This window comes from Nonomuraea sp. NPDC048881, assembly GCF_040649795.1.
Classification (GTDB): Bacteria; Actinomycetota; Actinomycetes; order Streptosporangiales; family Streptosporangiaceae; genus Nonomuraea.
In genome coordinates this window covers 3,366-27,031 of sequence record NZ_JBEZGC010000033.1, presented here as the reverse complement: position 1 = coordinate 27,031, position 23,666 = coordinate 3,366, and the positions used below count along the sequence as shown (strand labels likewise).

29 protein-coding genes and 2 pseudogenes are annotated in these 23,666 nt (G+C 72.6%); 14 read left to right on the top strand and 17 right to left on the bottom strand.

Annotated features, from left to right (window positions below; genetic code table 11):
• Window positions 1-118: 118 nt before the first annotated feature.
• The 3 genes from AB0C33_RS49250 to AB0C33_RS49240 are packed head-to-tail and all read right to left on the bottom strand — an operon-like array spanning window position 119 to window position 1,590.
• On the bottom strand, window positions 119-529 hold the full coding sequence (locus AB0C33_RS49250; RefSeq protein WP_358302170.1) for a DUF2871 domain-containing protein: 411 nt from the start codon (window positions 527-529) through the stop codon (window positions 119-121).
• Between the two features lie 60 nt (window positions 530-589).
• The gene (locus tag AB0C33_RS49245) at window positions 590-1,078 is read right to left on the bottom strand and encodes a sigma-70 family RNA polymerase sigma factor (protein ID WP_358302167.1); all 489 of its coding nucleotides are present in this window, start codon (window positions 1,076-1,078) and stop codon (window positions 590-592) included.
• Complete coding sequence (locus AB0C33_RS49240) at window positions 1,075-1,590, bottom strand: hypothetical protein (RefSeq protein WP_358302165.1); 516 nt, start codon at window positions 1,588-1,590, stop codon at window positions 1,075-1,077. Before AB0C33_RS49240 ends, AB0C33_RS49245 begins: the two co-directional genes overlap by 4 nt.
• Before the next feature lie 72 nt (window positions 1,591-1,662).
• On the opposite strand from AB0C33_RS49240, the gene AB0C33_RS49235 reads away from it, so the two are divergent.
• Window positions 1,663-2,097: a DUF3995 domain-containing protein gene (locus AB0C33_RS49235; RefSeq protein ID WP_358302162.1), complete on the top strand. Its 435-nt coding sequence runs from the start codon at window positions 1,663-1,665 to the stop codon at window positions 2,095-2,097.
• Here the strand turns inward: AB0C33_RS49235 and AB0C33_RS49230 are convergent.
• Window positions 2,094-2,726: a helix-turn-helix domain-containing protein gene (locus AB0C33_RS49230; RefSeq protein ID WP_358302159.1), complete on the bottom strand. Its 633-nt coding sequence runs from the start codon at window positions 2,724-2,726 to the stop codon at window positions 2,094-2,096. The genes AB0C33_RS49235 and AB0C33_RS49230 overlap by 4 nt on opposite strands.
• 60 nt (window positions 2,727-2,786) lie before the next feature.
• Here AB0C33_RS49230 and AB0C33_RS49225 point away from each other — a divergent pair, with 60 nt between their 5' ends.
• From AB0C33_RS49225 to AB0C33_RS49210, 4 genes are all read left to right on the top strand, one after another.
• A complete protein-coding gene (locus tag AB0C33_RS49225; protein WP_358302156.1) occupies window positions 2,787-3,077 on the top strand; it encodes an antibiotic biosynthesis monooxygenase in 291 nt (96 codons plus the stop codon).
• Window positions 3,078-3,141: 64 nt separating this feature from the next.
• Window positions 3,142-4,059, top strand: coding sequence for an ABC transporter ATP-binding protein (locus tag AB0C33_RS49220; RefSeq protein ID WP_358302153.1), 918 nt, complete (start codon window positions 3,142-3,144; stop codon window positions 4,057-4,059).
• Entirely contained in the window at window positions 4,049-4,816 is a 768-nt protein-coding gene (locus AB0C33_RS49215) for an ABC transporter permease (RefSeq protein WP_358302150.1), read from the top strand. The genes AB0C33_RS49220 and AB0C33_RS49215 overlap by 11 nt, the downstream gene beginning before the upstream one ends.
• A complete protein-coding gene (locus AB0C33_RS49210; RefSeq protein ID WP_358302147.1) occupies window positions 4,813-5,610 on the top strand; it encodes an ABC transporter permease in 798 nt (265 codons plus the stop codon). Before AB0C33_RS49215 ends, AB0C33_RS49210 begins: the two co-directional genes overlap by 4 nt.
• Before the next feature lie 44 nt (window positions 5,611-5,654).
• Here AB0C33_RS49210 and AB0C33_RS49205 read toward each other — a convergent pair whose 3' ends face one another.
• On the bottom strand, window positions 5,655-6,398 hold the full coding sequence (locus AB0C33_RS49205) for a hypothetical protein (protein ID WP_358302144.1): 744 nt from the start codon (window positions 6,396-6,398) through the stop codon (window positions 5,655-5,657).
• 147 nt (window positions 6,399-6,545) lie between these two features.
• Between AB0C33_RS49205 and AB0C33_RS49200 the strand changes: the two genes are divergently transcribed.
• Window positions 6,546-7,322: a hypothetical protein gene (locus AB0C33_RS49200; protein WP_358302141.1), complete on the top strand. Its 777-nt coding sequence runs from the start codon at window positions 6,546-6,548 to the stop codon at window positions 7,320-7,322.
• 40 nt (window positions 7,323-7,362) lie between these two features.
• Here AB0C33_RS49200 and AB0C33_RS49195 read toward each other — a convergent pair whose 3' ends face one another.
• The 5 genes from AB0C33_RS49195 to AB0C33_RS49175 form a co-directional block, all read right to left on the bottom strand.
• A complete protein-coding gene (locus AB0C33_RS49195; RefSeq protein ID WP_358302138.1) occupies window positions 7,363-8,112 on the bottom strand; it encodes a hypothetical protein in 750 nt (249 codons plus the stop codon).
• 252 nt (window positions 8,113-8,364) lie between these two features.
• Entirely contained in the window at window positions 8,365-9,267 is a 903-nt protein-coding gene (locus AB0C33_RS49190; protein WP_358302135.1) for an alpha/beta hydrolase, read from the bottom strand.
• Between the two features lie 97 nt (window positions 9,268-9,364).
• Window positions 9,365-10,327 (bottom strand): DUF6461 domain-containing protein, encoded by a 963-nt coding sequence (locus tag AB0C33_RS49185; protein ID WP_358302132.1) that lies wholly within the window; start codon window positions 10,325-10,327, stop codon window positions 9,365-9,367.
• A 158-nt stretch (window positions 10,328-10,485) separates the two neighbouring features.
• Window positions 10,486-11,238, bottom strand: coding sequence for an NAD(P)H-binding protein (locus AB0C33_RS49180; protein WP_358302129.1), 753 nt, complete (start codon window positions 11,236-11,238; stop codon window positions 10,486-10,488).
• 14 nt (window positions 11,239-11,252) lie between these two features.
• Window positions 11,253-11,744, bottom strand: a complete 492-nt coding sequence (locus AB0C33_RS49175; protein WP_358302126.1) for a carboxymuconolactone decarboxylase family protein — start codon at window positions 11,742-11,744, stop codon at window positions 11,253-11,255.
• Window positions 11,745-11,960: 216 nt separating this feature from the next.
• On the opposite strand from AB0C33_RS49175, the gene AB0C33_RS49170 reads away from it, so the two are divergent.
• A complete protein-coding gene (locus AB0C33_RS49170) occupies window positions 11,961-12,869 on the top strand; it encodes an RNA polymerase sigma-70 factor (RefSeq protein ID WP_358302123.1) in 909 nt (302 codons plus the stop codon).
• Window positions 12,870-12,881: 12 nt separating this feature from the next.
• On the opposite strand, the pseudogene AB0C33_RS49165 reads toward AB0C33_RS49170, so the two are convergent.
• Window positions 12,882-12,983: pseudogene (locus AB0C33_RS49165) on the bottom strand (VOC family protein); the annotation flags it as partial.
• 80 nt (window positions 12,984-13,063) lie between these two features.
• A complete protein-coding gene (locus tag AB0C33_RS49160; RefSeq protein WP_358302120.1) occupies window positions 13,064-13,837 on the bottom strand; it encodes an alpha/beta fold hydrolase in 774 nt (257 codons plus the stop codon).
• Window positions 13,838-13,968: 131 nt separating this feature from the next.
• Here AB0C33_RS49160 and AB0C33_RS49155 point away from each other — a divergent pair, with 131 nt between their 5' ends.
• The 3 genes from AB0C33_RS49155 (at window position 13,969) to AB0C33_RS49145 (ending at window position 15,573) form a co-directional block, all read left to right on the top strand.
• Window positions 13,969-14,220 (top strand): hypothetical protein, encoded by a 252-nt coding sequence (locus AB0C33_RS49155; protein WP_358302118.1) that lies wholly within the window; start codon window positions 13,969-13,971, stop codon window positions 14,218-14,220.
• A gap of 42 nt (window positions 14,221-14,262) precedes the next feature.
• Window positions 14,263-14,691 carry an NUDIX domain-containing protein gene (locus AB0C33_RS49150; RefSeq protein ID WP_358302115.1) on the top strand — a complete coding sequence of 143 codons (429 nt, stop codon included), beginning with the start codon at window positions 14,263-14,265 and terminating at the stop codon, window positions 14,689-14,691.
• A 69-nt stretch (window positions 14,692-14,760) separates the two neighbouring features.
• Complete coding sequence (locus AB0C33_RS49145; protein ID WP_358302112.1) at window positions 14,761-15,573, top strand: hypothetical protein; 813 nt, start codon at window positions 14,761-14,763, stop codon at window positions 15,571-15,573.
• A 10-nt stretch (window positions 15,574-15,583) separates the two neighbouring features.
• Here AB0C33_RS49145 and AB0C33_RS49140 read toward each other — a convergent pair whose 3' ends face one another.
• Entirely contained in the window at window positions 15,584-16,741 is a 1,158-nt protein-coding gene (locus tag AB0C33_RS49140; RefSeq protein ID WP_358302109.1) for an MFS transporter, read from the bottom strand.
• Between the two features lie 128 nt (window positions 16,742-16,869).
• On the opposite strand from AB0C33_RS49140, the gene AB0C33_RS49135 reads away from it, so the two are divergent.
• Entirely contained in the window at window positions 16,870-17,238 is a 369-nt protein-coding gene (locus AB0C33_RS49135) for a helix-turn-helix domain-containing protein (protein ID WP_358302106.1), read from the top strand.
• Here the strand turns inward: AB0C33_RS49135 and AB0C33_RS49130 are convergent.
• The 4 genes from AB0C33_RS49130 to AB0C33_RS49115 form a co-directional block, all read right to left on the bottom strand.
• Window positions 17,235-18,218: a serine hydrolase domain-containing protein gene (locus tag AB0C33_RS49130; protein WP_358302103.1), complete on the bottom strand. Its 984-nt coding sequence runs from the start codon at window positions 18,216-18,218 to the stop codon at window positions 17,235-17,237. The genes AB0C33_RS49135 and AB0C33_RS49130 overlap by 4 nt on opposite strands.
• Window positions 18,219-18,522: 304 nt before the next feature.
• Complete coding sequence (locus tag AB0C33_RS49125; protein ID WP_358302101.1) at window positions 18,523-18,978, bottom strand: hypothetical protein; 456 nt, start codon at window positions 18,976-18,978, stop codon at window positions 18,523-18,525.
• Between the two features lie 97 nt (window positions 18,979-19,075).
• Entirely contained in the window at window positions 19,076-19,807 is a 732-nt protein-coding gene (locus tag AB0C33_RS49120) for an SDR family NAD(P)-dependent oxidoreductase (RefSeq protein WP_358302098.1), read from the bottom strand.
• 34 nt (window positions 19,808-19,841) lie between these two features.
• Window positions 19,842-20,669, bottom strand: a complete 828-nt coding sequence (locus tag AB0C33_RS49115; RefSeq protein WP_358302095.1) for an SDR family NAD(P)-dependent oxidoreductase — start codon at window positions 20,667-20,669, stop codon at window positions 19,842-19,844.
• A gap of 115 nt (window positions 20,670-20,784) precedes the next feature.
• Here AB0C33_RS49115 and AB0C33_RS49110 point away from each other — a divergent pair, with 115 nt between their 5' ends.
• The 3 genes and pseudogenes from AB0C33_RS49110 to AB0C33_RS49100 all read left to right on the top strand — a co-directional run.
• Entirely contained in the window at window positions 20,785-21,366 is a 582-nt protein-coding gene (locus AB0C33_RS49110) for a helix-turn-helix domain-containing protein (protein ID WP_358302092.1), read from the top strand.
• Window positions 21,367-21,476: 110 nt separating this feature from the next.
• On the top strand, window positions 21,477-21,746 hold the full coding sequence (locus tag AB0C33_RS49105) for a hypothetical protein (protein ID WP_358302089.1): 270 nt from the start codon (window positions 21,477-21,479) through the stop codon (window positions 21,744-21,746).
• A gap of 93 nt (window positions 21,747-21,839) precedes the next feature.
• A pseudogene (locus AB0C33_RS49100) lies at window positions 21,840-23,666 on the top strand (hypothetical protein); the annotation flags it as partial.

Here is a 23,666-nt window from a genome sequence, read left to right as displayed (position 1 = left end):
CTTCTCAGCCGGGAACTGCGGGGCCGGGCCCCGGGCCGGCGGCGACGGTCGCCGCCGTCCCGGACGTCCTGTTCTGGGGCGCCCCAACCGGCGAACGGCCGGGGGGAGGTGACCGTGGTCAGGTCTTGGCGGGGATGCGCTTGCCGAGGTTGACGAAGAACAGGATCAACCCGACCGTCAGCACGATGTGCCCGAGCCCCGCCATCCCGGTGATCGCCGGGCTGGTCTCGGCGCCCAGCACCGTCTGGGTGCCGTGCACCAGCATCATCGCCACCGTCAGCGCCAGCCCGCCGTTGTAGACCCAGAAGAACCAGGTGAACAGCCTGCCGCCGGCGCTCAGCGTGAACACCTTCTCCAGCACCAGCACGATCAGGAAGAACAGCATGCCGAGAGCGAGCAGGTGGGTGTGCACCACACCGAGCTGGGTGTCGCCGGTGAAGTCGTTGAGCTTGGTGATCTCGCGATAGTAGAGGCCGGTGATGACGCCGACGATCATGTAGATGTGCGCCGCATGGTAGATCTTTCTCACGGTTGAGACCTTAGAGGGTTGTTTTGCCACCATTCGTACCGGCGTCCCCGCCGGACGGACTCAGCCCTGCCAGGCCCGGCGGAAGCTCGCCCGGGCCCGGTGCAGCCGGGACTTGACCGTGCCCGACGGCACCCGCAACATCCGCGCCGCGACGTCCTCCGGCACCCCTTCCAGGTCGCGCAGCACCAGCACCGCCCGATGCTCCGGCGACAGGCGCTCCAGCACGTCCCGGACGTCCACGGCCCGCTCGACGTCGTGCGGCGAGGGCAGGCCGGCCAGTTCCGCCGGGCTGGACCGCCCATCGCGCCGGGCGATCCGGACGGCCTCGCGCACGGCTATCGCCCGCGCCCAGCCGAGCAGGGCCTCGGGTTCGCGCAGGTCACGCAGATGCCGGAAGATCGCGATCAGCGCCTCCTGCACGGCGTCCGGCCCGCTGTCCAACGCGATGGGCCCGCAGATCCGGCCCAGGTACGGCGTCAGCTCGGCGAGCAGGTCGTTCATCGCCATCGTGTCGCCCCGCTGGGCGGCGAGCACCCGGGCCGCCGTCACGACGCGCCCCCGGCGTCCCGGGCCGCGTCCCGGGCCGCGTCCCCACCCGCGCCCCCGGCCGTGACCCGGGACGCGAGCCTGGCCAGCGCCTTCTCCCCCGCCGCCCGCACGCCCCACGGCACCAGCGCCGCGCGGCCCGGGACGCGCACCCCGCCCGTCTGCGCGACCAGCGTCCCCTCCGGCACGGCGGTCGCGGCCAGGCCGACGAGCAGGAACCGGCTCTGCATCCAGCACCAGCCCGGCCGCAGGTCGACGTCGAACCGGGCGCGCATGCCGTACCGGCTGCGGGCCCTGGCCACGAGGCGGCCGTCGTCCGGGCCCGCGGACTCGACGGTGAGATGCCGCATGTCGGGTTCGAACGTGCCGAACTCCTTCTCCAGATCGCTCACCACGGCCCAGACCGCCGCTAAGGGTGCGGGAATGACGCGCTCGGCGACGGACGCCCCGGGAATGGCCGCGGCCAGCGCGCGCAGGCGGCGTACGGGGTCCAGATCGGCAACAGGCCAGCTCATGTCCATCCAGAGGCGGGAGGGGCGCGAGAGGTTCCATGGAACCATTACGGATTTCGCCGACTCCTGCCGGGCATGAACATCCCACGCCTCGGCGCCCTGACCGCCTCCGTCCTGCTCACCGACGCCGCCGCGCACCTGTACTGGCTGACCGGCCGCACGTGGCCCGCCCGCGACGTCAGCTCCCTCTCCCTGGCGGTGCTGAACTTCGAGGCGCCGTTCACCCCGCGCGTGCTGGTGCCGCTCGTCGCCGTGCTCGGCGCCGGGGCGGCGGCGGTGCTCGTGTGCTCACGCGGTCGCGGCGGCCTGCCCGCCCGCCTGGTCACGGCCGCCGTCGCCGCCGGGACCCTGGTGCGGGCGGCGGCCGGGCTGGTGTGGATCGCCGGCGTCGGCGCGGACGCCAGGACCCCGTTCTACTGGCTCAACCTGTTCCTCTACACGCCTGTCTGCGTGGTCATGGCCACGGCGGCGGCCCTGGTCGCCTCCCGCCGCGGCTCCCGGCGGCTCTAGCCGGAGCAGAGCTGGGCGCGCAGGGTGCGGAAGGCCCATTGCTCCCAGCGCTCCCGCGGCCAGCCGCGGCCGTGCACGAACAGCAGGTACAGCTCGGGGCTGAGCAGGCCGTACAGCAGGTCGGCGGCCTCCTGCGCGGACACCCCGGCCCGCGCCCCGGGCTTGCCCACCAGGGCCTTGGCCGCCTCCTGCTGGACGACGTAGCGGGGATCGACGTCGTCCGGCCACAGCGCGGCCACCTCCGGGTCGCCGGCGACCGCCGCCTCCAGGACCTTGCCGATCGGCGCGACGCGCTCCAGGACGGAGCTGGTGCCGGCGACGTAGGCGCGCAGCAGGTCCTGGGCCGTGACGGCGGCCAGCGCCGCGGCGTACCAGGGCCGGTCCATGGTGGCCACCGGCTCGTCGTCGCCCGCGATCGTGACGTCGACCAGCTCCTTGAGCAGGGCGCGCTTGTTGCCGAAGACGAAGTAGATCGTCTGCACCGCGACCCCGGCCTTCTCGGCCACGTCCTGGAGGTTCGTGGCGCCGTATCCGTCGCGGACGAACAGCTCCGACGCCGCCTCCAGGATGCGCCGGCGCGTCTCCTTCGCCTTCTGGGCCCGCTTGTTCGGCCGCTTGACATCGCTCATGGCTAGAGTCTATCTCTAGATTCAGTCACTAGAAGTCAACTCTAGAGAGCAGGTCTAGCCATGCCGGTCATCAGCGTCACCCGCTTCCAGGCCGATCCCGCGGCCGCCGAGGAGGTCCAGGCCCGGCACGCCGCCCTGGTCACCGCCATCAGAGCCACCGAGCCCGGCCTCACCGAGGCCCGCCTCGGCCGCCTGGACGACGACACGTGGGTCGGCGTCTGGCGCTGGAACTCGGCCGCCGCCCTGCAGGCGGCCCGCCAGGCCGCGCCCGGCACCCCCGCGGCCGTCGCGGCGTTCGCGGTGGTCCGCGACGTCACGGCGCAGGACATCGAGGTCCTGGCCGAGCTGTGACGGCCCGCCCCGGCTCCCGGCCGCGAGGCCGCGGGCCGGGGCTTCCCCGAACCGAGGAGAAGACATGATCGAAATCGACGCGTTGACCAAGGTGTACGGATCGGCGCAGGTCCGGGCGGTCGACGAGGTGTCCCTGCGCGTCCCCGCCGGGTCGGTCGTCGGGTTCCTGGGCCCCAACGGCGCGGGCAAGACCACGACCATCAAGATGCTGGCCGGGCTGCTGTCCCCCACCTCCGGCCGGGTCCGGCTGGCCGGGTTCGACGTGACCCGGCAGCGCCGGTCCGCGATGGCGTGCTTCGGCGCGGTGCTGGAGGGCTCCCGCAACGTCTACTGGACCCTGTCGGCCTGGCAGAACCTCATGTACTTCGGCCGGCTGAAGGGCCTGCGCAAGGCCCGGGTCACCGAGCGCGCCGAGGATCTGCTGACCGATCTCGGCCTGTGGGAGCGCCGCCACGAGAAGGTGGGCGGCTTCTCCCGGGGCATGCAGCAGAAGGTCGCGATCGCCGTCGCCCTGATCGCCGACCCGCCCGTCGTGCTGCTGGACGAACCGACGCTCGGCCTGGACGTCGAGGCCACCCGCACCGTCCGGAACTGGATCGCCGAGCAGGCCCGCGAGCTGGGCACCACCGTCCTGCTCACCACCCACCAACTCGACATCGCCCAGGAGCTGTGCGACCGGGTGGCCGTCATGCGCCAGGGGCGGCTCGTGGCCGACCTGCCCACCCGCGAGCTGCTGGCCCGCTTCCGCGAACGCGACCGGTACGAGATCCGCGTCGAGGGAGCCGCGCCTCCCGGCTTCGACGCCGACACCCGTGACGGCGTCACCACCATCCGCGTGCGGGTGAGCGATCCGGCCGAGGTGTACGACGTGGTCGGGCGGCTGCGCGCGCACGGAGCCGTCCTGGAGTCGCTGACGCAGGTCCAGCCCGGCCTGGAGGACGTGTTCCTGGCCCTGGTGAACGAGCCGTCCCATGCTGCCTGACATCCTGCGCGCCGAGATCGGCAAGGGCCTGCGCGTGCAGCTCGCCCACCCGGCCGGGCACGTCGTCACGCTGCTGATCAGCACCATGATGTATCTCGGTCTGCAGTTCGTGCTGGGCCAGGGTGAGCTGCGCCAGGATCTGCTGCCGCCCACCCTGGTCGCGATCGGCGGCTACTGGTTCCTGCAGTACGCCGGCCTGGTGATGGTGGCCGACCTCGTCGAGGAGATCCGCGCCGGCACCTTCGCCCAGTCCCAGATGAGCCCGGCGCCGCCGTGGCTGCCGATGCTCGGCCGGCTGCTCACCGCGTCGGTGTTCGGGCTGGCCGTGGCCGCCGTCGCCGCTCTCGTGCCGATGCTCCTGGCGCAGATCGCCGTCCCGTTGCGCTGGGCCGCGCTGCTGCCCGCCGTGCTGCTCGGGATCGACGCGCTGGCCTTCACCTTCCTGCTGGCCGCCCTCGCCCTGGTCTCCCCGGCGGTCGGCGCCCTGCAGTCGTTGTTCACCTCGCTGGTGCTGCTGCTCAACGGTTCGTTCCTGCCGCTGCACCTGTATCCGGACTGGCTGGCCGCGGCGGCCCGGCTGCTGCCCACCACGCTGGGCGTCGAGGCGCTCAACCGGACGCTGTTCGAGGGCGGCACCCTGGCCGGGCTGTGGACCGGCGGCGCGCTGCCCTGGCTGCTGGCCCACACCCTCGTCCTCGCCGCCGTGGCCGGCCTGCTGTTCGTCCGCAACCACCGGCGAGCCCTGGAGGCGTCATGACCTTCGTCCGCGGATTCGCCGCCGAGGTCCGCAAGGGGGTGATCGGGCTGCTCGCCGGATGGCGCGAGGTCCTTCTGGAGATGATCACGTTCCCGCTGTTCTACCTGCTCATCGTGCTGTTCATGGGGCGCGGGCAGCTGCGCGCCGACCTGCTGCCGCCGGTGTTGCTCGGCATGGTGGCGCTGACGTTCGTCCACGAGCAGGTCAACCGGGTGTTCTGGAGCTACCTGGGCGACATCCGGTCCGGCGTGCTGGAGCAGACCTACCTGACCCCGCTGCCCTCGGCCGCGAGCATCCTCGGCCGCCAGGTGGCCGCCGTGATCGCGGCCGTGCCCGCCGCGCTGGCCGTCCTGGCCACCGGGGTCGCCGCCGTCGCCCTCCAGGGCGAGCGGCTGCCCCTCGACGCGCAGGTGATCGTGCCGCTGGCCGCCATCGTGCTGGGCACCTGCGGGCTCGCGCTCATCCTGTGCGGTCTGTGCCTGGTGTTCCGGCGCATCGAGATCGTCACCCAGCTGTCCGTGGCCCTCTACGCCGTCGCGGGCGGCACATTGGTCCCGCTGGCGGCCATGCCCGAACCGGTCGCCTTCTTCAGCCGGCTGGTGGTGCCCATCGCGCCCGGCATCGAGGCGATGCGCGACATCCTGCTCGGCGGGCATTCCCTGGCCGCCCTCCCGACCGGCTGGGGCCTCGGCTGGCTGCTGGCCCAGCCGCTGCTGATCACGGCGGCCGGGGTGGTCCTGTTCCACCGGCTGGAGAACGTCGCCCGCCGTCGCGGCACCCTGGCCCGCTCCTGAAGACCCCGCCGCCTGGGCCGGTGGACCGGGCGGCGGGTGACCGGTCAGGGGCCGACCCGCCGGACGGTGATCTCGTACTGGTCCACGGCGCCCTCCCACCGGGCCACCAGCGCGCCGCCCTCGTCCCTGGCCGTGCGCATGTCCTGACGGCACAGGGCCAGCTCGTCGGAGCGGGGGGCGCAGAACGCGCGCAGGTGGGCCCGGAGCCCGGCGTGCTCCACGGCCGCGACGGCCGCCGCCGTCTCCGGGTCGCCTCCTTCGTACGGCACCAGGCTGTCGAAGCCGTCGCCGATGCCGGTGGCGACCCGGAGGGCGTCGAGGAGCGTGCCGTCCGAGGCGATGGTGGCGCTGGTCACGGACCAGGCCGTGGCCGGCAGGCCGACCGCGTGGCGGGCCGTCAGGCGCGCCAGCTCGGCGCCGCCGACCTGCGGCCAGCGGTCGGAACCGGCGAGCTTGACGGCCACCAGCTCGTCCCCGAAGCCGGCCGGGAACCCCGCCGCGGCGTCGATCTCGAACAACGACCGGCTCGGGTCGAACCGCAGCTCGGGGTAGCCGACCTCGTCGAGCAGCAGCAGGTTCTCGCTGGAGATCGTCGCGCGGCCGGCGAGGGCGGCCGGCTCCAGCCACGCCGGATCCCTGTTGAACCCCGTCTCGTCGAGCCAGTTGCCGCTGTAGCAGGCCGCGTACTCCGCCTCGGGGTCGAAGCCGGAGAGCGGGTGGCCCAGCAGGACGCCGAAGGCCTGCCTCAGCGACGACTCCCAGTCGTCACCGGTGGTGGGGGCGGACATCACGTTCGCGCCTTTCGTCAGTGGGGGGATCGTGGCGCGCGGCGCGCCCGCCGTCTGGCGTCACTTCTCATGATCAATTGTAGAGTGAGGCGTTCGTCCCCCTCCCCCTTCGGGAAGCGTCCTGTGTTACGTCGTCACCGTTCGGCCGTGCCCGCCCTGCTTCTCACCGTTCTGTACGGTGCCGCGCTGACGGTCGCCGCCGTCGTCGCCCTGGTCTCCGGTGAGCTCGGCCCGTTGTGGGGGCTGACGCTGTTCTCGGCCGCGGCCGAAGGCGTCACGGCCACCGGGCAGAACCTGTTCCTCCTGGTCCTGGCCGGGCTGTCCTGGTCCTGGGGGATCTGGCAGATCCTGCGCGGGCCGCCGGCGGGTCCGCCGCCCCCGCGGGACCCCGACGCCCTGCGGTTGCGCCTGGCCCTGTACGCCTCGGCGGCCACGACGTTCCTGCTCCACCTCACCGCGTCGATGTGGGCCGACACGACGGTGCTCGACTCCGCGGTGATGTGCGTGCTCGTGGTGCTGTTCATGCGGGTGCTGGGCCGCGGCCGGCCGTACATGCGGGGCGCCGGGCTGCTGGGGTACGGCGGGTTCACCGTCATCGGCGTGCTCGGCCTCCTCGGCCGGCCCGTCCCGGAGGGGGTGGAGCTGGTCTGCGGCCTGGCCGGTCTGGTCTGGACGGTGCTGGTCCTGCGGGCCCAGGGCTCCGACGACCGCTGGGGCACGGCGACCGTCGCGTACGGCGTCGCCGCCCTGGTGACGCCGCTGGTCCTGGTGCTGACGGCGTTGCCGTTCGCCGGCGGGGAAGGCGCGGCCGAGGCTCTCGGCGCGGTTTCGGGCGTCCTGATGATGATCTGGCTGGCGCGCTCCGCCCACGACCTCGCCGCCCCGCGCCGCCGACCGGCCCCCGAGGCCACGCTGGAGGCCTGAGCTCGGGCGGGCCGGCGAACCGGGGCCGGTGAACCGGGGCTCAGCGTCTGCGCTGCCTGGTCCTCTCGGTCCTGTCGGCCGCGGGAGTCTCCCGCGGCAACGACGGCCTGGCCAGGGGCGCCAGCGCCGGCCCCTGCCACTGCCGGGGCCGCGGCCGCGCCGCCCCCGACCCCGCTCCCTTGTCGGCGTCGGGATCCGCGCCGTCGATGGACAGGATGCGGCCCCTGAACTTGGGATGCCTGGTCTCCCAGTACCGCCAGCCCTCCACCCTGGCCGGCACGTTGGCTATCCCCGAGCCGATCTCGACCTGCTTGCAGGTGCCGAGGACCGACCAAGCCGACCAGCCGATGCGGTAGCCGAAAACGCGGTACCACATATTGCCGTACATCCCTTTAGTGATAGTCCGGCTGTATTCATGGCCGGTGAAGACCATATGCCGCTCTTCGAGATGCGGCACGCCCATCTTGCGCAGGTTACGCACCAGATCTCCGGTCGTGATCGAGAACTGATGCTCGTTCTCCGTCTCCCGGAACGCCCTCACCTCGTATTCCCGGGTCACCGTCACCGTGATGGTGCCGCCGGGGCCGTCAATGTAGCGGGTACGGGGAATGAAGAAGTTTCTCGGCGAGAGCGAACGGATTTTGTAGAAGGTGTGCGGGTCGCACCGCCCGTCGCCGTCCGCGTGCGCGGCCGGGGTCATGGCGGCGGTCATGGCGGCGGTCATGGCGGCGGTCATGGCGGGGGTCATGGCCAGGACGAGGGCCGTCGAGAGCGAGCCGCGCAGGGCCACTCGTGTCATGGTCCGCCCAAGACGAGGCGCCGCCGGCCGGGTGGGGTTGCTGAGGGCATTTGCTCGTATTTTGGGTGAGAACATGTACCGTTCCTTTCGGAATGCAGCCCGTAGTCGCTATCCGAACCCATAGACCGGAATGCGGCCCTTCCGCACGCCGATCAGGGCATCTAGACCGGTACGATGTTTACACTTGCCACGAATCACTCATCGACGCCACACCGAAACCGCATTCCCGGTGACCGGCAAGATTCAGTTGTCGGAATGCCATGGCTCAGGGGCATCGCTCAGCGAAATCGTTCCCTCGGCCCCCGGGACCCGCGACCGCGTGAAGGCCCGGATCCGTTCGGCGATGACCTCGGGGGCGTTCAGGTCGGGGGCGTTGTGGTCGAGCCCGGCGATGATCTCGTGCCGGGCGTCGGGCATGAGGCGGGCCAGGCGAGCCGGCACATCGGTGAGGTAACCGGGGGACCTGTCGCCGCCGAGCAGCAGCGCCGGTGAGCCGACGCCGGCGTACCTGGCGCCGTCGGAGTCCAGGCGGACGATCTCGCCGATCTCGGCGGGGGTGGTCGCCATCATCGCCCGCGTGTCGCGCCCCTCCGCCCCGCGCAGCATCAGGAACGCCAGCGCGCGGAACACCGGCGCCGGCGCGTCGCCGACCGGAACCAGGCGGGTGGCCTTGAGGAAGGCCGCCATCGCCGCGGTGTGCCTGCCCTGCGCCAGCAGCCGCTCGAACGCCGGCAGCCAGCCGGCGGGGAAGGAGCCGTCGATGCTCACGCCCGGTTCGTAGACCATGAGCGCGGCCACCCTGCGCCGCAACCCGAGGTGCAGGGCGACGAGACCGCCGTAGCTGTGGCCGAAGACCAGGCGCGCGCCCGTGCGGTCCATGACGGCCAGCGCGTCCTCGACCTCGGTGTCCACGCCGTACGCCGGGCCCTGCGGGCCGCTGCCGCCGCGTCCGCGCCGTTCGATCACGTGCACGCTGTGCGTGCCGGACAGTGCTCGCGCCAGCGCCCCGTAGTGGTGGGCGCGCCGGTTGTTCCCGGGGATCATCAGCAGCCCCGGCCCCCGCCCCGCGCTGAGCACGGCGATCGTCGTGCCGTCCTTCGAGGTCACGTCCGCGCTGCGCCATCGCATCGACTTCTTGCCGCCCATCACGCCCTGCCTTCACGTCGGTGGAGACAGCAGCCTGGCCGCCAGGGCTGTCACCCGGCTGGCAGAACGCTGGCACCGGCGCCCGGGAGGAGAACGCTCAGGCCCAGTAGTCGCCGTCGGGCAGCCGCAGGAACGTGTCCGGTTCCGTGAGCGAGCGGGCGTCGGCCGGGCGCAGCCCAGCGCCGGCGAAGCAGTACGCCTCGGCGCACCCGTCGTACAGGTACGTGCGCAGGATCTCCTCCGGCGAGTCCTCCGGGAAGGCGTCGCCGCCGCCCGGATGGGTGTCCCATTCCTCGACCTGGCCGTCGCGGTAGACCCTGCCCTGGTTGCCGCTCTTGGGATTGGCGTACATGCCGTAGGCGACCGTGCCCGCCGACAGCGCCTTCATGACGCCGGGCGTGGCGGCCATGTACCCCCACTCCTGGAAGACGACGCAGCCGCCCGGCACGTCGGTGACGCCGACGAACCGCAGCGCGTCGTCGTCGAACGGATCCTCCTCGACCTCTTCGAGCTCCTCCTCCGTGGCGGGTTCGGCGGCCAGCAGGCGCGCCGCCTCGGCCGCGCTGACACCGCGCACGCACGTCAGGCTGAAGCCGTCGCCGTCGAGGCCCTCCAGGACGCCGACCAGGCGCGCGGCCTCCGCCACGGCCGCCGTCTCGGCCTCGGTGAGCCGGGCGTGGCCGGGCGGGAACGGGAAGAACAGGCCGGGCGTCGGACCGGCCAGGCTGAGCCGGCCGGGCGACCAGCCGCCCATCATCGGCCGCCACGGGTCGGCTCCGGCGCAGACCAGCGCACGGGCGTTGTCCGGCCGGTCATGGAAGACCGCCTCCCAGAGCGCGGTGCGGCCCTCGCACTCGGCGTCGACGTCGGCGACCCGGCCGGCCAGCTCGGCGACCACCTCCGGTGAACCGCGCTCGGCGACGACGTGCAGGGGACGCTCGTGGAAGTACGCGCCTTCGTCGGGGTCGGCGCCCGCGGCCAGCCTGGCGCGGACCAGGGCGAGGTTCGTCCAGGAGTCCCACCCCAGATCGGACCAGCCGGGGGTTTCCTGTGCGGTCATGACAGCTCCTTCAAGATCCGTTATGCGGAGACGAGCGGTGTCATCATGGCGCAGGGCACGGACAATTTTCGAAGATCATCCAGACGGCGGCCTCCGGGACGACCGCACCGGGAACCCCTTGCCCTCGGCGTCCCACCGAGGACAAGGGCGGGGCCGGATCAGGGCTGGGCGTCGAGCCATTCCCGGAAGGTCGGGCCGGCGAGCCTGGCGTGCGGGCCGGGCAGGAACGCGCCGGCGGCGGCCTGCTCGGCGTCGGGCATGCCCGCGCCGTCGACGCCCACGACCTTGACACCCCGGCGGGCGCCCAGGAGCCGGGCCGCCTCCGCCAGCGTCTCCCTGCGCGGACCGGCGATCTCGGGGATCGGCGTGCCGGGCACGGTCGCGGCGACGGCCAGGTCGGCCAGCTCCTCGGCCACGACGCGGCAGGCCACGAGCTGGGTGGGCAGCTCCGGGACATAGGCCACGTCACCGGGCTGCCAGTCCAGCAGCTGCCCCACGAACTCGTGGAACTGCGCCGCCCGCAGCACGCGGACGGGAAGCGGCCCGGCCAGCAGCAGCTCCTCGTGCACCCTCTTGGCGGCCAGGAACCCGGCGGTGGCCTTGTCGGCCCCGACGATGGACGCCACGGCGATCCGCGCGACCCCGGCCTGGCGGCCGTACTCGTGCAGGTTGCGGGCCGAGGCGCGGAAGAACTCCGTCGCCGCCTCCTGGTCGGAGGAGTGCCAGGAGGCGACGTCGATGACGACCTGCGCCCCGGTCAGCGCCTCGGCGAGGCCCTGACCGGTGACGACGTCCACGCCGGTGGCGCGGGACATCGGCACGACCCGGTGGCCCCGCTCGGTCAGGACGTCGACGACGTGGCGGCCCAGCCGGCCGGTCGCCCCGGCCACCGCGAACGTGGTGATGCTCATGTCAGGCGCCTTTCTCACTCGCTGTAGTTCCGGCCGGGCGGCATGCCGGGGATCGGCTTGGCGATGAGTGCCGCCGGAGTGAAGAAGCCGATGTGGGCGATCGCCATGACCAGCGACCACATCGCCCTGTCGTCGTGCAGCGCCGACGCCCTGGCGTACAGCTCGTCGCTGACGCGCTCCCCCGACGGGTTCGGGGTGAGGACCGCCTCCACCAGCTCCAGCGCGACGCGTTCCGCCTCGGTGAAACAGGTGGCGTCCCGCCAGGTGGCCACGGCGGTGATGCGCTCCTCCGGCTCCCCCAGCCCGCGCAGGTCGGCGGTCTCCCTGACGGTGAAGTACGTGCTGCCCAGCAGCTGCCCGGCGCGCAGCTGCAGCAGCGCGATGGTCACCGGGGGGATCACCCCGTTCCGCAGGGCCTTGTGCAGCCCCTCGCCGACCACCGCCAGCTCGGGGAGGAAGGGGAGGGGGTTGGGCATACGCGACCGCCGGCCGGTCGTCGTGGACATGGACATGAGGAAGACTTCCCTTCGCACTCTCGACTCGTCGTCGCGCCGCGCGGATCGTCCGCGCGGCGTCCTGACGACCACGAGACGCCGCCGCCCCGGCCCCCGTAACACCGGCGCCCCTGTGACGTAGGCCACCGGCCGGACGTGTTACGCGGCGGCGCACCGCGGCGTCTTGTGCGTGTGGCAGTGCGGAGAGCGGACAGGCAGGAGCGGGACATGACCGATCACGACGAACACGCCGGGCCGCCCGGCTCCGCCACCCAGGTGTTCGTCGCCCACCGCAACCTGCTGTTCACCGTCGCCTACGAGATGCTCGGCTCGGCCGCCGACGCCGAGGACGTCCTGCAGGAGACCTGGCTGCGATGGGCGGACGTCGACCTCGCCGCCGTCCGGGAGGAGCGCGCCTACCTGGTGCGGATCGTCACCCGGCAGGCGCTCGACCGGCTGCGCGCGCTGGGCCGGCGCAAGGAGTCCTACGTCGGGCCGTGGCTGCCCGAACCGCTGCTGACCGCCCCCGACGTGGCCGAGGACGTCGAACTCGCCGAGAGCGTCTCCATGGCGATGCTGCTGGTGCTGGAGACGCTGCAGCCGACCGAGCGGGCGGTGTTCGTGCTGCGCGAGGTGTTCGAGCTGGACTACGACGAGATCGCCGAAGCCGTCGGCAGGAGCCCGTCAGCCGTCCGCCAGATCGCCTACCGGGCGCGGGCGCACGTCGCCGCCCGCCGGCCGCGCGGCACCACCTCCCCGGCCGAGACGCGGGCCGCGCTCCAGGCCTTCCAGCGGGCGGTCGAGACCGGCGAGCTGCAGAGCCTGCTCGACGTCCTCGCGCCGGACGTCGTCGCCCTGAGCGACGGCGGCGGCCGCCGGCACGCCCTGCCGCGGCCCGTCGTGGGCATCGACAACGTGGCCCGCCTGCTGGCCGCCGGCTGGTGGAAGCACGACGCGGACAGATCGGTCGAGCTGGTGCAGATCAACGGCGGGCCCGGGCTGCTCGTGCGGATCGACGGCGAGATCGACGGAGTCGTGGCGGTGCGCGTGGAGAACGGCTACGTCACCGGCGCCTACCACGTGCGCAATCCCGACAAGCTGGCGCGGATGGGACGGGAGACCACCGTGACCCGCTGAGCGCGTCCCGGGTCAGCGCGGGGCGCCCAGGACGCAGAACTCGTTGTCCTCCGGATCGGCCATGACGACCCACGGCACGTCGCCCTGGCCCACGTCGGCAGACGTCGCGCCGAGCCTTGACGTTCACCTGAACCAGCCGCGATGCCATGCCGATCACCCTATGCCCGACGACCGCGCCGCCGTCGGCACGCCTTTCAATCGGCGAGCAGGACGGCCAGGAGCCGCTCCGGCGCGCGCAACGGCAGGTAGTGGTCGGCGGCGGCCATGATCTCCAGGCGCGCGCCGGGAATGCCCGCGGCGAGCCGGCGGGCGATCACGCCGATCTCCGGGTGGTCGTGGTCGCCGACCACCACGGTCGTCGGCACCGCGACCCGGTCGAGGAGCTCGACGGCGCCCACCTCCGCGAACAGGGCATGCCCCTTCTCGACGGCCACCCGCAGCCCGGCGTTCTCGGTGACCATGTCGCGGATCGCCGCGTATCCCGGCGCCCGGTCGCCCAGCGAGGCCCAGAGCGTGAGCTCCATCTCGGCCAGGCGGCCGGGGTCGTCCCCGCGGTCGGCCGCCGCGTAGGCGTCCAGCTCGGGAGAGCTCGGCCAGTCATGGCCGCCGGCCGACGCCGCGACCAGGGTCAAGGACCGCACCCGTTCCGGGTGCTCCAAGGTGAAGTCGAGCGCGACCTCGCCGCCCATGCTCAGCCCCACCAGCGCGGCCCGCTCGACGCCGAAGTGGTCGAGGACCGCGAGCAGGTCGTCCTCGTAGCGGAACGGCGCTGTCGGCGGCGTCGAACGGCCCAGGCCCCGCGCGTCGTACCGGATCACGGTGCGGTGGCGCGCGAGTTCGGGGAAGACGCCGTCCCACAGGCGGCTGTCGTGCACGGAGCCGTGCAGCAGGACCATGGGAGGACCGTCGCCGGCCTGCTCGGCCCACAGGCGGCCGTCACCGGAGACGGGGACGTACTCGATCGTCATGGGAGCGATTCGACCACACTCCCCCTGCCAGGAGGACGACGTCCCGGCCGCGGAAATCATCCCCGAGGGGGACGGGGAATCAAGGATCGCTTTGACGACCGCGGAAGGGGACGACTTCTACCGTTCACCCCATGGTCATCAACACGAACACCTTCCGCCGCGCCGCGACCGGCGTCGCACTTGTCCTGGCCACCCTCGCCTTCCCCGCCGCCGCCCAGGCGGCCACGGCGCAGACCTCCACCCCCGTCCTGGTCGGCGTCTACCCCACGTCGGACGCCTGCGCGCGGGCCGCCGCCCCGTACACCGCCGCGGGGAAGACCGCCTCCTGCCGCCTGAACAGCATCTACGCCAAGCCCCCCTACTGGCTGCTGTACGTCTCGTAGACCACCCGGATCCCTCGGCTCGGCCTCTGCGATCATGAACGGATGCCCGAGCCGAGAATCCGCGTCGCCGCCTACGTCATCCGCCACCGGACCACCCCCGAACTCCTCGTCTTCGACCACGTCGACGTGCCCGAAGCCGGCACCCAGGTGCCGGCGGGCGGAGTCCTGCCGGACGAGAGCCTGGAACAGGCCGTCCTGCGGGAGGTCGCGGAGGAGACCGGCCTGACCGAGCTCACCGTCGTCGGGCCCATCGCGGTCGACCACAAACCTCGCGAGGACAACGGGCAGCCCCGGCACACGACGTTCTTCCACCTCACCGCCGCCCCCGACAGCCCCGACGCCTGGCACCACCGGGTCCACGGCGACGGCACGGACGCCGGCATGGAGTTCGCGTGCCGCTTCGTCCCGCTACCGCTGGCAGACCAGCTGGCCGACGCCCAGGACGCCTGGCTTGGTCGCGTCGAGGGGTGAGCATGGACACCGGCCGGGGCGTCTGACACGATCGCCGTCCGGCTCCGACCCCGCGGTGAGGGGGAACCCGTGCTCCGAACCGTCGCCGTCGTGACGGCGCTCGCGCTCGGCCTGGCCATCGTGCTCACCTCCGCCCACCGGACGGCTCCCCGGTGGGAGATGTGGGCGGCCCTCGCCCTGGCGCTGACCGCCGCCTCGGGCGCCGTCCTCGCCTACGGCGCCCAGCGCTGGAGAGAGCTGACGGCCCTGCGTCCCGCCCGCGTCCGCGAGGTGCTCCGGCCGCTCGGCGCCCTGCTGCTGGTGGCCCTGCTCCTGGTCGTGCTCGCCCTGGCCCTGTCCCCCGATCCGCTCGCCGGCTGGCGGGGCTGGGCCCTGTCGGCGATCGCCTGCCTGGGCGCCCTTCCGGCCGCGGCCACGATGTCGGGCATCCGCCGGTCGGCCGGGGCACTGGAGGGCGGCCCGGGCACCCGGGTGGCCACGCTGATCAGCTTCCGGCGGCTGCTGCGGCAGCTGCTGGGCGCCGTCGGCCTGCTGGTCGCGCTGGCGACGCTCGCGCTCGGCGCCTCTCCCGCGCCATCGCCCCAGGGGGCCGTCCTGATCTTCGGCGGCAACGGGTCGCTGCTGGTGGCCCTGGCCTACGTGCCGGCCCGCGCCGCGCTACGGGAGGCCGCCACCCGTCTCTGCGACGGCCTGCTCCCCCTCGGAGACGCGGACGACGCCGCGACGGTGGTCGCCCGGGCCGAGGAACGCGCGAAGCTGGAGCAGATCCTGGAGGTCGACCACAACCTCATGACCGACCTGCAGACGGGCCTGGTGATCCTCGGGCCGCTCCTGTCCAGCGCCGCCGCCGCGTTGCTCCCCGGAGCCACCGGGTCGAGCTGACCACCCGCACTCAGGAGGGCCGGGGCGCGGCGGGCGTACGGCGGCGGGCGGTCGTCAGATGGCAGAGCAGTGCCACAGTCGTGACGCCCGCGGCCGGCAGCCCCAACGCGGCGGGCACGACGGCGAACCACTCCTGGGCCAGCCCGCCCAGACCGCCGCCGAGAGCCATCCCGATGTAGATCGCCGAGGAGTTGAGGCCGAGCAGGACCGGAGCCGCGGCCGGGCCGAGCGCGATGAGCCGATGCTGCTGGGGCACGACGACGACGCCCAGGGCCACACCCCAGACCGCGGCCCATGCCAGGGCCCACACGAACGTGCCGGTCGCCACCGGCGTGAGGGCCAGGGCGACGACGGCGACGACGAGGGGCCCGGTCAGCACGTGCGCGGGGTCGTACCGGTCGACCAGCCGTCCGGCGACGAGGTTCCCGGCCAGGACCCCGACCCCCCAGGCCAGCAGGACGGCGGCGAACAGCGGTGCGGAGCCGCCCGTCGCCTCCCGCAGGGCCGGCCCGATGTAGGTGTAGAGGGTGTAGGCGCCGAGGAAGACCAGCGTGGTGACGGCCAGCAGCGCCACGACCCGGCCCTCCTTCAGCGGACGCAGCCGCTCCCCCAGCGAGGCGGCGGGCAGCCGCACCTCGGGCAGCCCGGCGGCGATCCCCAGGGCCGCGACCAAGCCGACCCCGGCGACCGCCCACAGGGTGACGTGCCAGTCGGCACGGCCGATCAGCGTGCCGAGCGGAAGGCCCAACGCCGTCGCCGCCGTCAGCCCGCCCAGCACCAAGGCCAGAGCCCGGCCCCGACGTTCCGCAGGCGCGATCGCCCCCGCGGTGCTGGACGCAGCGGAGTTGATCATCCCGGCGCCCACCGCGGTGACGACGCGGGCGGTCATCACCACCTCGTAACCGGTGCCCAGAGCGGTGACGGCGTTGCCGGCCACGAAGACGCCCAACGCGACCAGCAGCGCGGTCCGCCTGTCCAGCCCACCGGTGAGCGCGCCCATGATCGGCGCCGACAGGGCCATCACCAGGGCGAACACCGTCACCAACTGCCCGGCGGCGGGAGTGGAGACCCGCAGGTCGGCGGCGATGGCCGGGAGCAGGCCCGCGATCACGTAGCTGTCGGTGCCCACGGCGAAGGTCGCCAGGGCCAGAGGGAGAAGTCGTCGCAACACCGGACGGTGCCACCTTTCATAGGGACCTCGGACGTATCGAGGGGAACCCTAGGGAATAGATGGATACTTGTCCATATATCCATCAATTGGTAGCGTGACAGGCATGCGGAACACAGGGGGCGACCATGCGTGAGGTGTCACAACCGGCCACCGAGGCCATCCGGCTGGTGGAGGTGCTGCGCGCCCTGGCCGACCCCGTGCGCCTCGACCTCGTCCAGCGGCTCGACCGGATGGGCGAGGACCACTGCAACGCCATCGGCGCCGACATCGACGTGCACCAGACCACGCTGTCGCACCACTACCGGGTGCTGCGCGAAGCCGGCGTGACATGGACGACGGTGCAGGGCCGCGCCCGGCTGGTCCGGCTGCGCCGGGAGGACCTCGACACCCTCTTCCCCGGCCTGCTCGACTCCGTGCTCGCCGCACGACGCCGTACCCCCGACACCACGAAGTCGCCGACGCCGCACTCGGCCATCCCGACCGAGGCCCCCTAAGGGCACAGCGCAGAGGTCAGCAAGGCCATGGCCGCCTGATGAGGGTCACCGGAGAACGGCGTGATCGACAACGTGACCTGCCGCGAACCGTCCGCCGAGCTGAACGCCACCGTGAGGTAGCCCGGAGCACCGCCGCCATGACCGAACGCCGTGCCGCAGGGAAGAGGCGCCAGCTCCAACCCCAGCCCATACCCCTCGGTCGTGCCGGGATCCTTCATCTCCTTCAACAGATCAGGGCGGAGCAGCTTGCCCTGGAACAGGGCGCGGTAGAACCGATTGACGTCCCCGGTGGTGGAGACGATCTCCCCCGCCGCCCCGGCCATCGTGGGATTGAACCGTGTGACGTCAACAGGGACGACCCCGCCACCCCTGGCGACCGGCACATATCCGTGGGCATGCGGCCCGTGCACCTCCGGCGAGGCTCCCGGCACGCGAGTGTGCCGCAGCCCGAGCGGCCGCAGGATCCGCTCCCTGATCTCCGTCGCGTACGGCCTGCCGGTGACCCCCTCGATCAGCAGGCCGAGCACGATGTAGTTGGTGTTGGAGTACCCGTACGCGGACCCGGGCGGGAAATCGCGCGGGAGCTTCTCCGCTCTTTCCACCAGTTCACGTGCCGACCAGGTACGGAAACGCTCCTTGGGGATGCCCGCCTCGTCCATCATGCCCGTCGAGTACTCGGGAAGACCGCTGGTGTGCTGGAGGAGGTGCCTGATCGTGATGTCGGCGCCCCCGTCCACGAGCCCCGGCAGCCACCGCTCCACACTGTCGGACAGGTGCAGCCTTCCCTCCCCCACCAGTTGAAGCACCACGCTCGCCGTGAACGACTTGGTCACGCTCCCGGCCCGGAAGCGCCCGTCCACCGGGGCCGGCCGGGCACTGTTCATCGTCGCCTTGCCACTGGCGGCTCGCCAGGTCCTGTCCCCATCGCGAACCTCGGCGATCGCGGCCACCGCACCGCCTGCCACGACCTTGTCCAGCATCGCCCGCAAACTCGCGCTCGCCTCCGCCGCTGCCGTGGCGGCCACAGCAGGCGTCGCCGTCAACGACACGGTCAAGCACGCCACGACGGCCGCGCCGGTACGTCTTCCCCTCACGTCACTCCTCCGATACGGCGGAGTCCGGCTCTCGGCCTCCGCCGTACCAAGATCCGGCACGAGAGGGCGGCACGGCGTCGGAGTAATCCCCTACGGGAACCCTGAATCCCCACCGACGATCTCCGCCCTGGGAAGGACGCCTGATTGGCCTTCTGGCCGACCAGCTTGGCCTTCTGGCCGACCAGCAGGGCTACGAGGCGAGCAGATCGAAATGGAAGCCGACGAAGAACAGCCCCAAGGACACCCACTTCAACGTCATCGGAAGCTCCGGATCCTGCAACGTCCGCCCGGCCCTGACCGCGAGCAGGCCCGCGGCCCCGCCCAGCATCGACCCGAGCAGCAACCCCAGATACCAGGGCACCTCGGTCTGCTCCTCGACCAACGCGACGGCCGCCCCTGTGACGAGACCGACGATGAAGGGCCCCCCGCTGGGCCTTCTCGCCATGAACCGGGTCAGCCGCGCGCCATATCGGCTCAGCCTCTCCGGTCCCACCAGGTCGACGACGACCGCCGCGCCGGACACGAACGAGAGGATCTTGCCGAAGCGGCCCCACCAGATCATCGGCAGGCCGAGCAGGTCGTTGCCGAGCGTGGACCTGCCGTGCAGCCACAACCCCCACGCGTCGAAGTAGCTGATGTCCGCCACGAACGGAGCATAGAAGCGGGCTCCGGCCGCGCCTAGGCTTGTCGGCGCTTGGTTTTTGCCGGGTGGGATTCGCGTGAGCGAATCCTGGGGACCGCCTTTACATTGTAGATTCGGTAAGGATGCTCGCGCTCAGCCGGGCGCACAGGTCCCACACGGCGTTCTGGTTGCGTTCGTCGACCGCGCTCGCGGCCAGGTGAATGCTGGAGCGGGCCGATCGGGTCAGGTCCGACAGGAAGAGCGGCGCGACGACCTTCAGCACCAAAGGCGCGATCGGCCGGTAGAGCCTCGGGAACGCGCCGATCGGGGTCGCCCTGTTCATCGGCGCGTAGCCGTGCCCGGGGTAGACCACGTTGGCCGTCACCCCGTGCCGCGCAGTTCCCGGGCGAGCCGGGCGGTCAGCGCCATCGTCATGGTCTTGGTGTGGTTGTAGTGGCTGAACCTCCACCCGATGAAGCGCCGCTCCCCCAGCAGGTTGTCGTGCTCGATGGGGCCGCCGGGGATGCCGCCCGTCAGGTTGACGACCCGGGCGCGGCCGGTTCAGGCCGACGTTGTTGACCAGGACGTCCAGCGTGTCGTGGCGCTCGGCGACCTGGGAGGCGATCCGGCGCAGGCCCTGGAGTCCGGTGAGGTCGGCGGCGAGGGCGTGCACCCGATCGTGTCCGGCGCCGGCGCGGATCTCCTGCGCGGCGCGCTGCGCCTGGACGCGGTCGATCCCCACCAGGACGACGGAGGCTCCGAGCTTGGCCAGGCCGCGCGCGGTCTCCATGCCGATGCCCCCGGCGCTGCCGGGGATCAGGGCGGTCCTGCCGGTCATGTCGTTCAATGTCATCTGTGCTTGTCTCCTCTCGGTCGGGACGCTGGTGTCAGCGCGAGATCAGTTCTTGCGTGAGCGCATGGAGGCGCAGGGCGTCGTCCCGGTCGAAGGCGCGGCCGTCCAGCGGCAGCCGGCGCTTGCCCCAGTGGGCGGTGAAGGGCTCGGCCGGCGGGTCGTCCAGGAGCGCGGTCATGGGCTCGGTCGCCTTCGGCACCGACGTGGCGAACACGGTGAAGAACGCCCGTGTCGCCGCACGCAGCGGCTGCGGCAGGCTCGCGGGCATGCCGGTGGAGACCACGCCGGGGTTGTAGCCGACGTAGGAGACGCCGCTGCCGGCGTACAGGACGCCGAAGGCGACTCCGAGCAGGTCGTTGGCCCGGAAGGACTGCAGGGTGGCCTTGGCGCCGCTGTAGGCCCGGGTCAGCTGCAGGTCGTCCCAGTGGATGCGGCCCAGCGGCACGCCGGGCGTGCCCACGTTCATGACGACCGGGCGCCGCGCGGCCCGCAGCACGTCGTGCAGGCCGTGGCTCAGCACGAAACGGCTGAGGTAGGCCAGCGCGAAGCTGTGCTCGAAGCCTTCGCCGGTGGTCGCGCGGCCGCCGAGGAGCCGGTAGCGCTGGGCGCAGAGGATCAGCTTGTCCACGACCGGATGGTCCGCGGCGAGGCGTTCGACGACGCCCCGGCAGGCGGCCAGCGAGGTGAGGTCGACGCGCACGAACGTGGCCCGCCCGGCCAGCGCCTCGGCCTCCGCGAGCAGGGCCTCCCCCTTTCCGGCGGTGCTGCCGAGGGCCACCACGTGAGCGCCCTGCCGGAGGTGGTGAAGGGCCAGCCCCTTGCCGAGCCCGTCGGTGCCGCCAGTGATGATCACGGTCTGCATGTTCACCTGCTCTCGTCGGCACATCCACCGAAGTGGATATGACATATCCGCTTACGCGATGGAGCCTAACACGAAGCGGATATGCTGTATCCAGTTAGCCGACGGACGGGATGCCATGAGCGAAGAGACACCGGCGCTGCGCCGCGACGCCGAGCACAACCGGCAGCGCACCCTGGCGGCGGCGCGGGAGGTGTTCGCCGCGCGCGGGCTGCAGGCCACCCTCAATGACGTCGCCCACCACGCGGGGCTCGGCGTCGGCACCGTCTACCGCCGGTTCCCCAACAAGGAGGCCCTGGCCGAGGCCGTCTACGCCGGCAGGCTCGACGACATCCGCGCCGCGGCGCAGGCCGCGCAGGCGGCACAGGACGCCTACCAAGCCCTCAGAGCCTTCATCGAACACGCCCTGGAACAGGCCGCGACCGACCGCGGGCTGCGCGAGCTGATGCGGCGGGGCGCGGGCGAGAGCGAGCTGATCGAGCGCGCCAGGGAAGGCATCGCCGAGTCCTGCGGCCGCCTCATCGCCCGCGCCAAGGAGCAGGGCACGCTGCGCGCCGACATCACGGTGGGCGACATCGCGCCCATCGTCTCGATGATCGACTCGGTGATGGACCTGCCGTCCTCCGGCGGCGCGCAACCGTGGCGCCGCTACCTCGCGCTCATCCTCGACGGCCTGCGCACCGGACGAGGCACGCCCTGAAGGCAGCGTTAAGGAGGCCGCCGCAGCCTTAAGGACGGCCCACAAGTGTTTCCCAAGTCTCCTGGCACATCTTGACGGCAGAACGCCGTTCCCTGAGGAGAAGAGGAAACATGAGCATTCGACGTCTGACCGCGGCCGCCCTCGTCGCGGGTGGGCTCGCTTTCGGCGCCGTGACCGGCTCCGCCATGCCTGCGTCCGCCATGCCTGCGTCCGCCGTGTCCGCGTCGGCCGTGTCGGGGTCGTGGCACCTCGCGGGGTATTACCAGTACCGCGACCAGTGTGTGCGGGCCGGTTTCAGCGCCGTCACCAGCGGGGGCATCGTCCAGGATTTCCGGTGCGAGGTGTCCGGCTCGCGCTTCGCGCTCAGCCTTTTCTACTGATCAACCTGACGGCGGCGGCCTGCTCGGCCGCCGCCGTACGGCCGTTGCCGGGAACGTCCCGAATCCGATCAGGCATGAGGTTGTGGCGTGAGCATGAGCACGACAGGCACGGACGAGCGGGTGAGCGCGGACCTCCACCTGCTGGAGGACCTCGTGCGGGCCGCCCTGCGACGGTCCTCCGAGGACGGGTGGGACGTCCGCCACCGCCCTCCGTGGACGTACGTGGCTCCCCGGCGGGCCGGGACGCGGGCCCAGGGATGGAAGCTGCACGTGTCGGCGACGCCGCTGTCGGCCCCCGTCGTGCTGGCGCGGGCGGCCGAGGTGCTGGTGCGGCATCGGTGCCCGTTCAAGTTCGCGGCCACGTTCGCCGACCTGACGGGCCTGCTGTCCAGGAACGTCCATCGGGGATCGGCCGGCAAGTTCATCACCGTCTATCCCCCGGACGACGAGGCGGCGACGGCCATCGCCGAGGACCTGCACCGGGCCACGTACGGCCTGCCGGGCCCGTCCGTCCTGTCCGACCGGGCCTACCGGCCGGGCAGCCTGGTCCACTACCGCTACGGCGTGTTCTCCGCGCCCAGCGTGCTCGACAACGACGGCGTCTACAGCTCGCCGCTGACCGCCCCCGACGGCGCCTGCCTGGTGGACCGGCGCAACGCCTGGTACTCGCCGCCGGAATGGGCCGCCTGCCCGTTCGAGTCCGGCCGGGCCCCGGTGCGGACCGCCGCGCCGGAGGCCGTCGAGCTGGCCGGCCGGTTCGTGGTGCGGCAGGCGATCCGCCACGGCGCCAAGGGCGGGGTGTTCCTGGCGGAGGACCGGCTCTCCGGCGCCCAGGTCGTGATCAAGCAGGCCCGCCCGCACATCAGCGCCACCCTGCAGGGCCAGGACGAACGCGACCGCCTCCGCCACGAGGCCGACATGCTGGACCTGTTCGGGCCGCTCGGCGTCACCAGCCGCAAGGTCGCCCTGTTCACGCAGGGGGACAACGTGTTCCTCGCGCAGGAACACCTCGACGGCGCCGTGCTGACCACCTGGGCGGAGCAGGCGAGGGCCGCCGACCCGGACGGCTGGCCGCACGTGGCACTGACCGCGGTGCGCGCGCTGACCGGCCTGGTCGCCGCCGTGCACGAGCGGGGCTTCGTGCTGCGGGACCTGACGCCGAACAACGTCATCGCCGGCCCGGACGGCTCCTGCCGGCTGGTCGACCTGGAGATGGCCGCCGTCCCCGGCACGCCCGTCACCAAGGCCTACACCGCCGGGTACGCGCCGCCCGAGCAGGTGCGCGGGCCGATGTACGGGCCGGCCGCGGGGGCCGCGGCGGACCTGTACGCCCTGGGCGCGACGGTGCTGCACCTGGCCACGGCCTGCCGGCCGCTGCTCGGCTCCGACGAGCCGCCCGCGGGCCGCTCGTGGGACAGCCGGGTGCGCGGGCTGGTCGAGGTGGCGACCGAGGGCGACGCCGTGGCCTCGGCGTTGCGGCCGATGATCCTCGGCCTGATGCGCGAGAACCCGGCCCGACGCTGGGACCTGCGGCGCGTCGGCGCCTTCCTCGACGACCTGGGGCCACTGCCGGCCTCCGCCCCGGACACCACGCCCCGGGGCGCGACGGCCGCGGGGGGCGTCCGCCGTCTGTCCGTCGCCGGTCAGGAGCGCCTGCTCCGCGACGGGATCGCGCACACGCTCCGGCGGATGGACCGCGATCCCGGCGCCCGGCGTCTGTGGCCCGTCTCCGGGTTCGGCGAGACCGCCGACCCCTGCGCCGTGCAGTACGGCTCGGCCGGGGTGCTCGCACTGCTCGCGTCGGTCCTGAACACCTCAGACCTGAACACCCCGAACCTGGACACCCCGAACCTGGACACCCCGAACCTGGACACCCCGAACCTGGACACCCCGAACCTGGACACCCCGAACCTGGACACC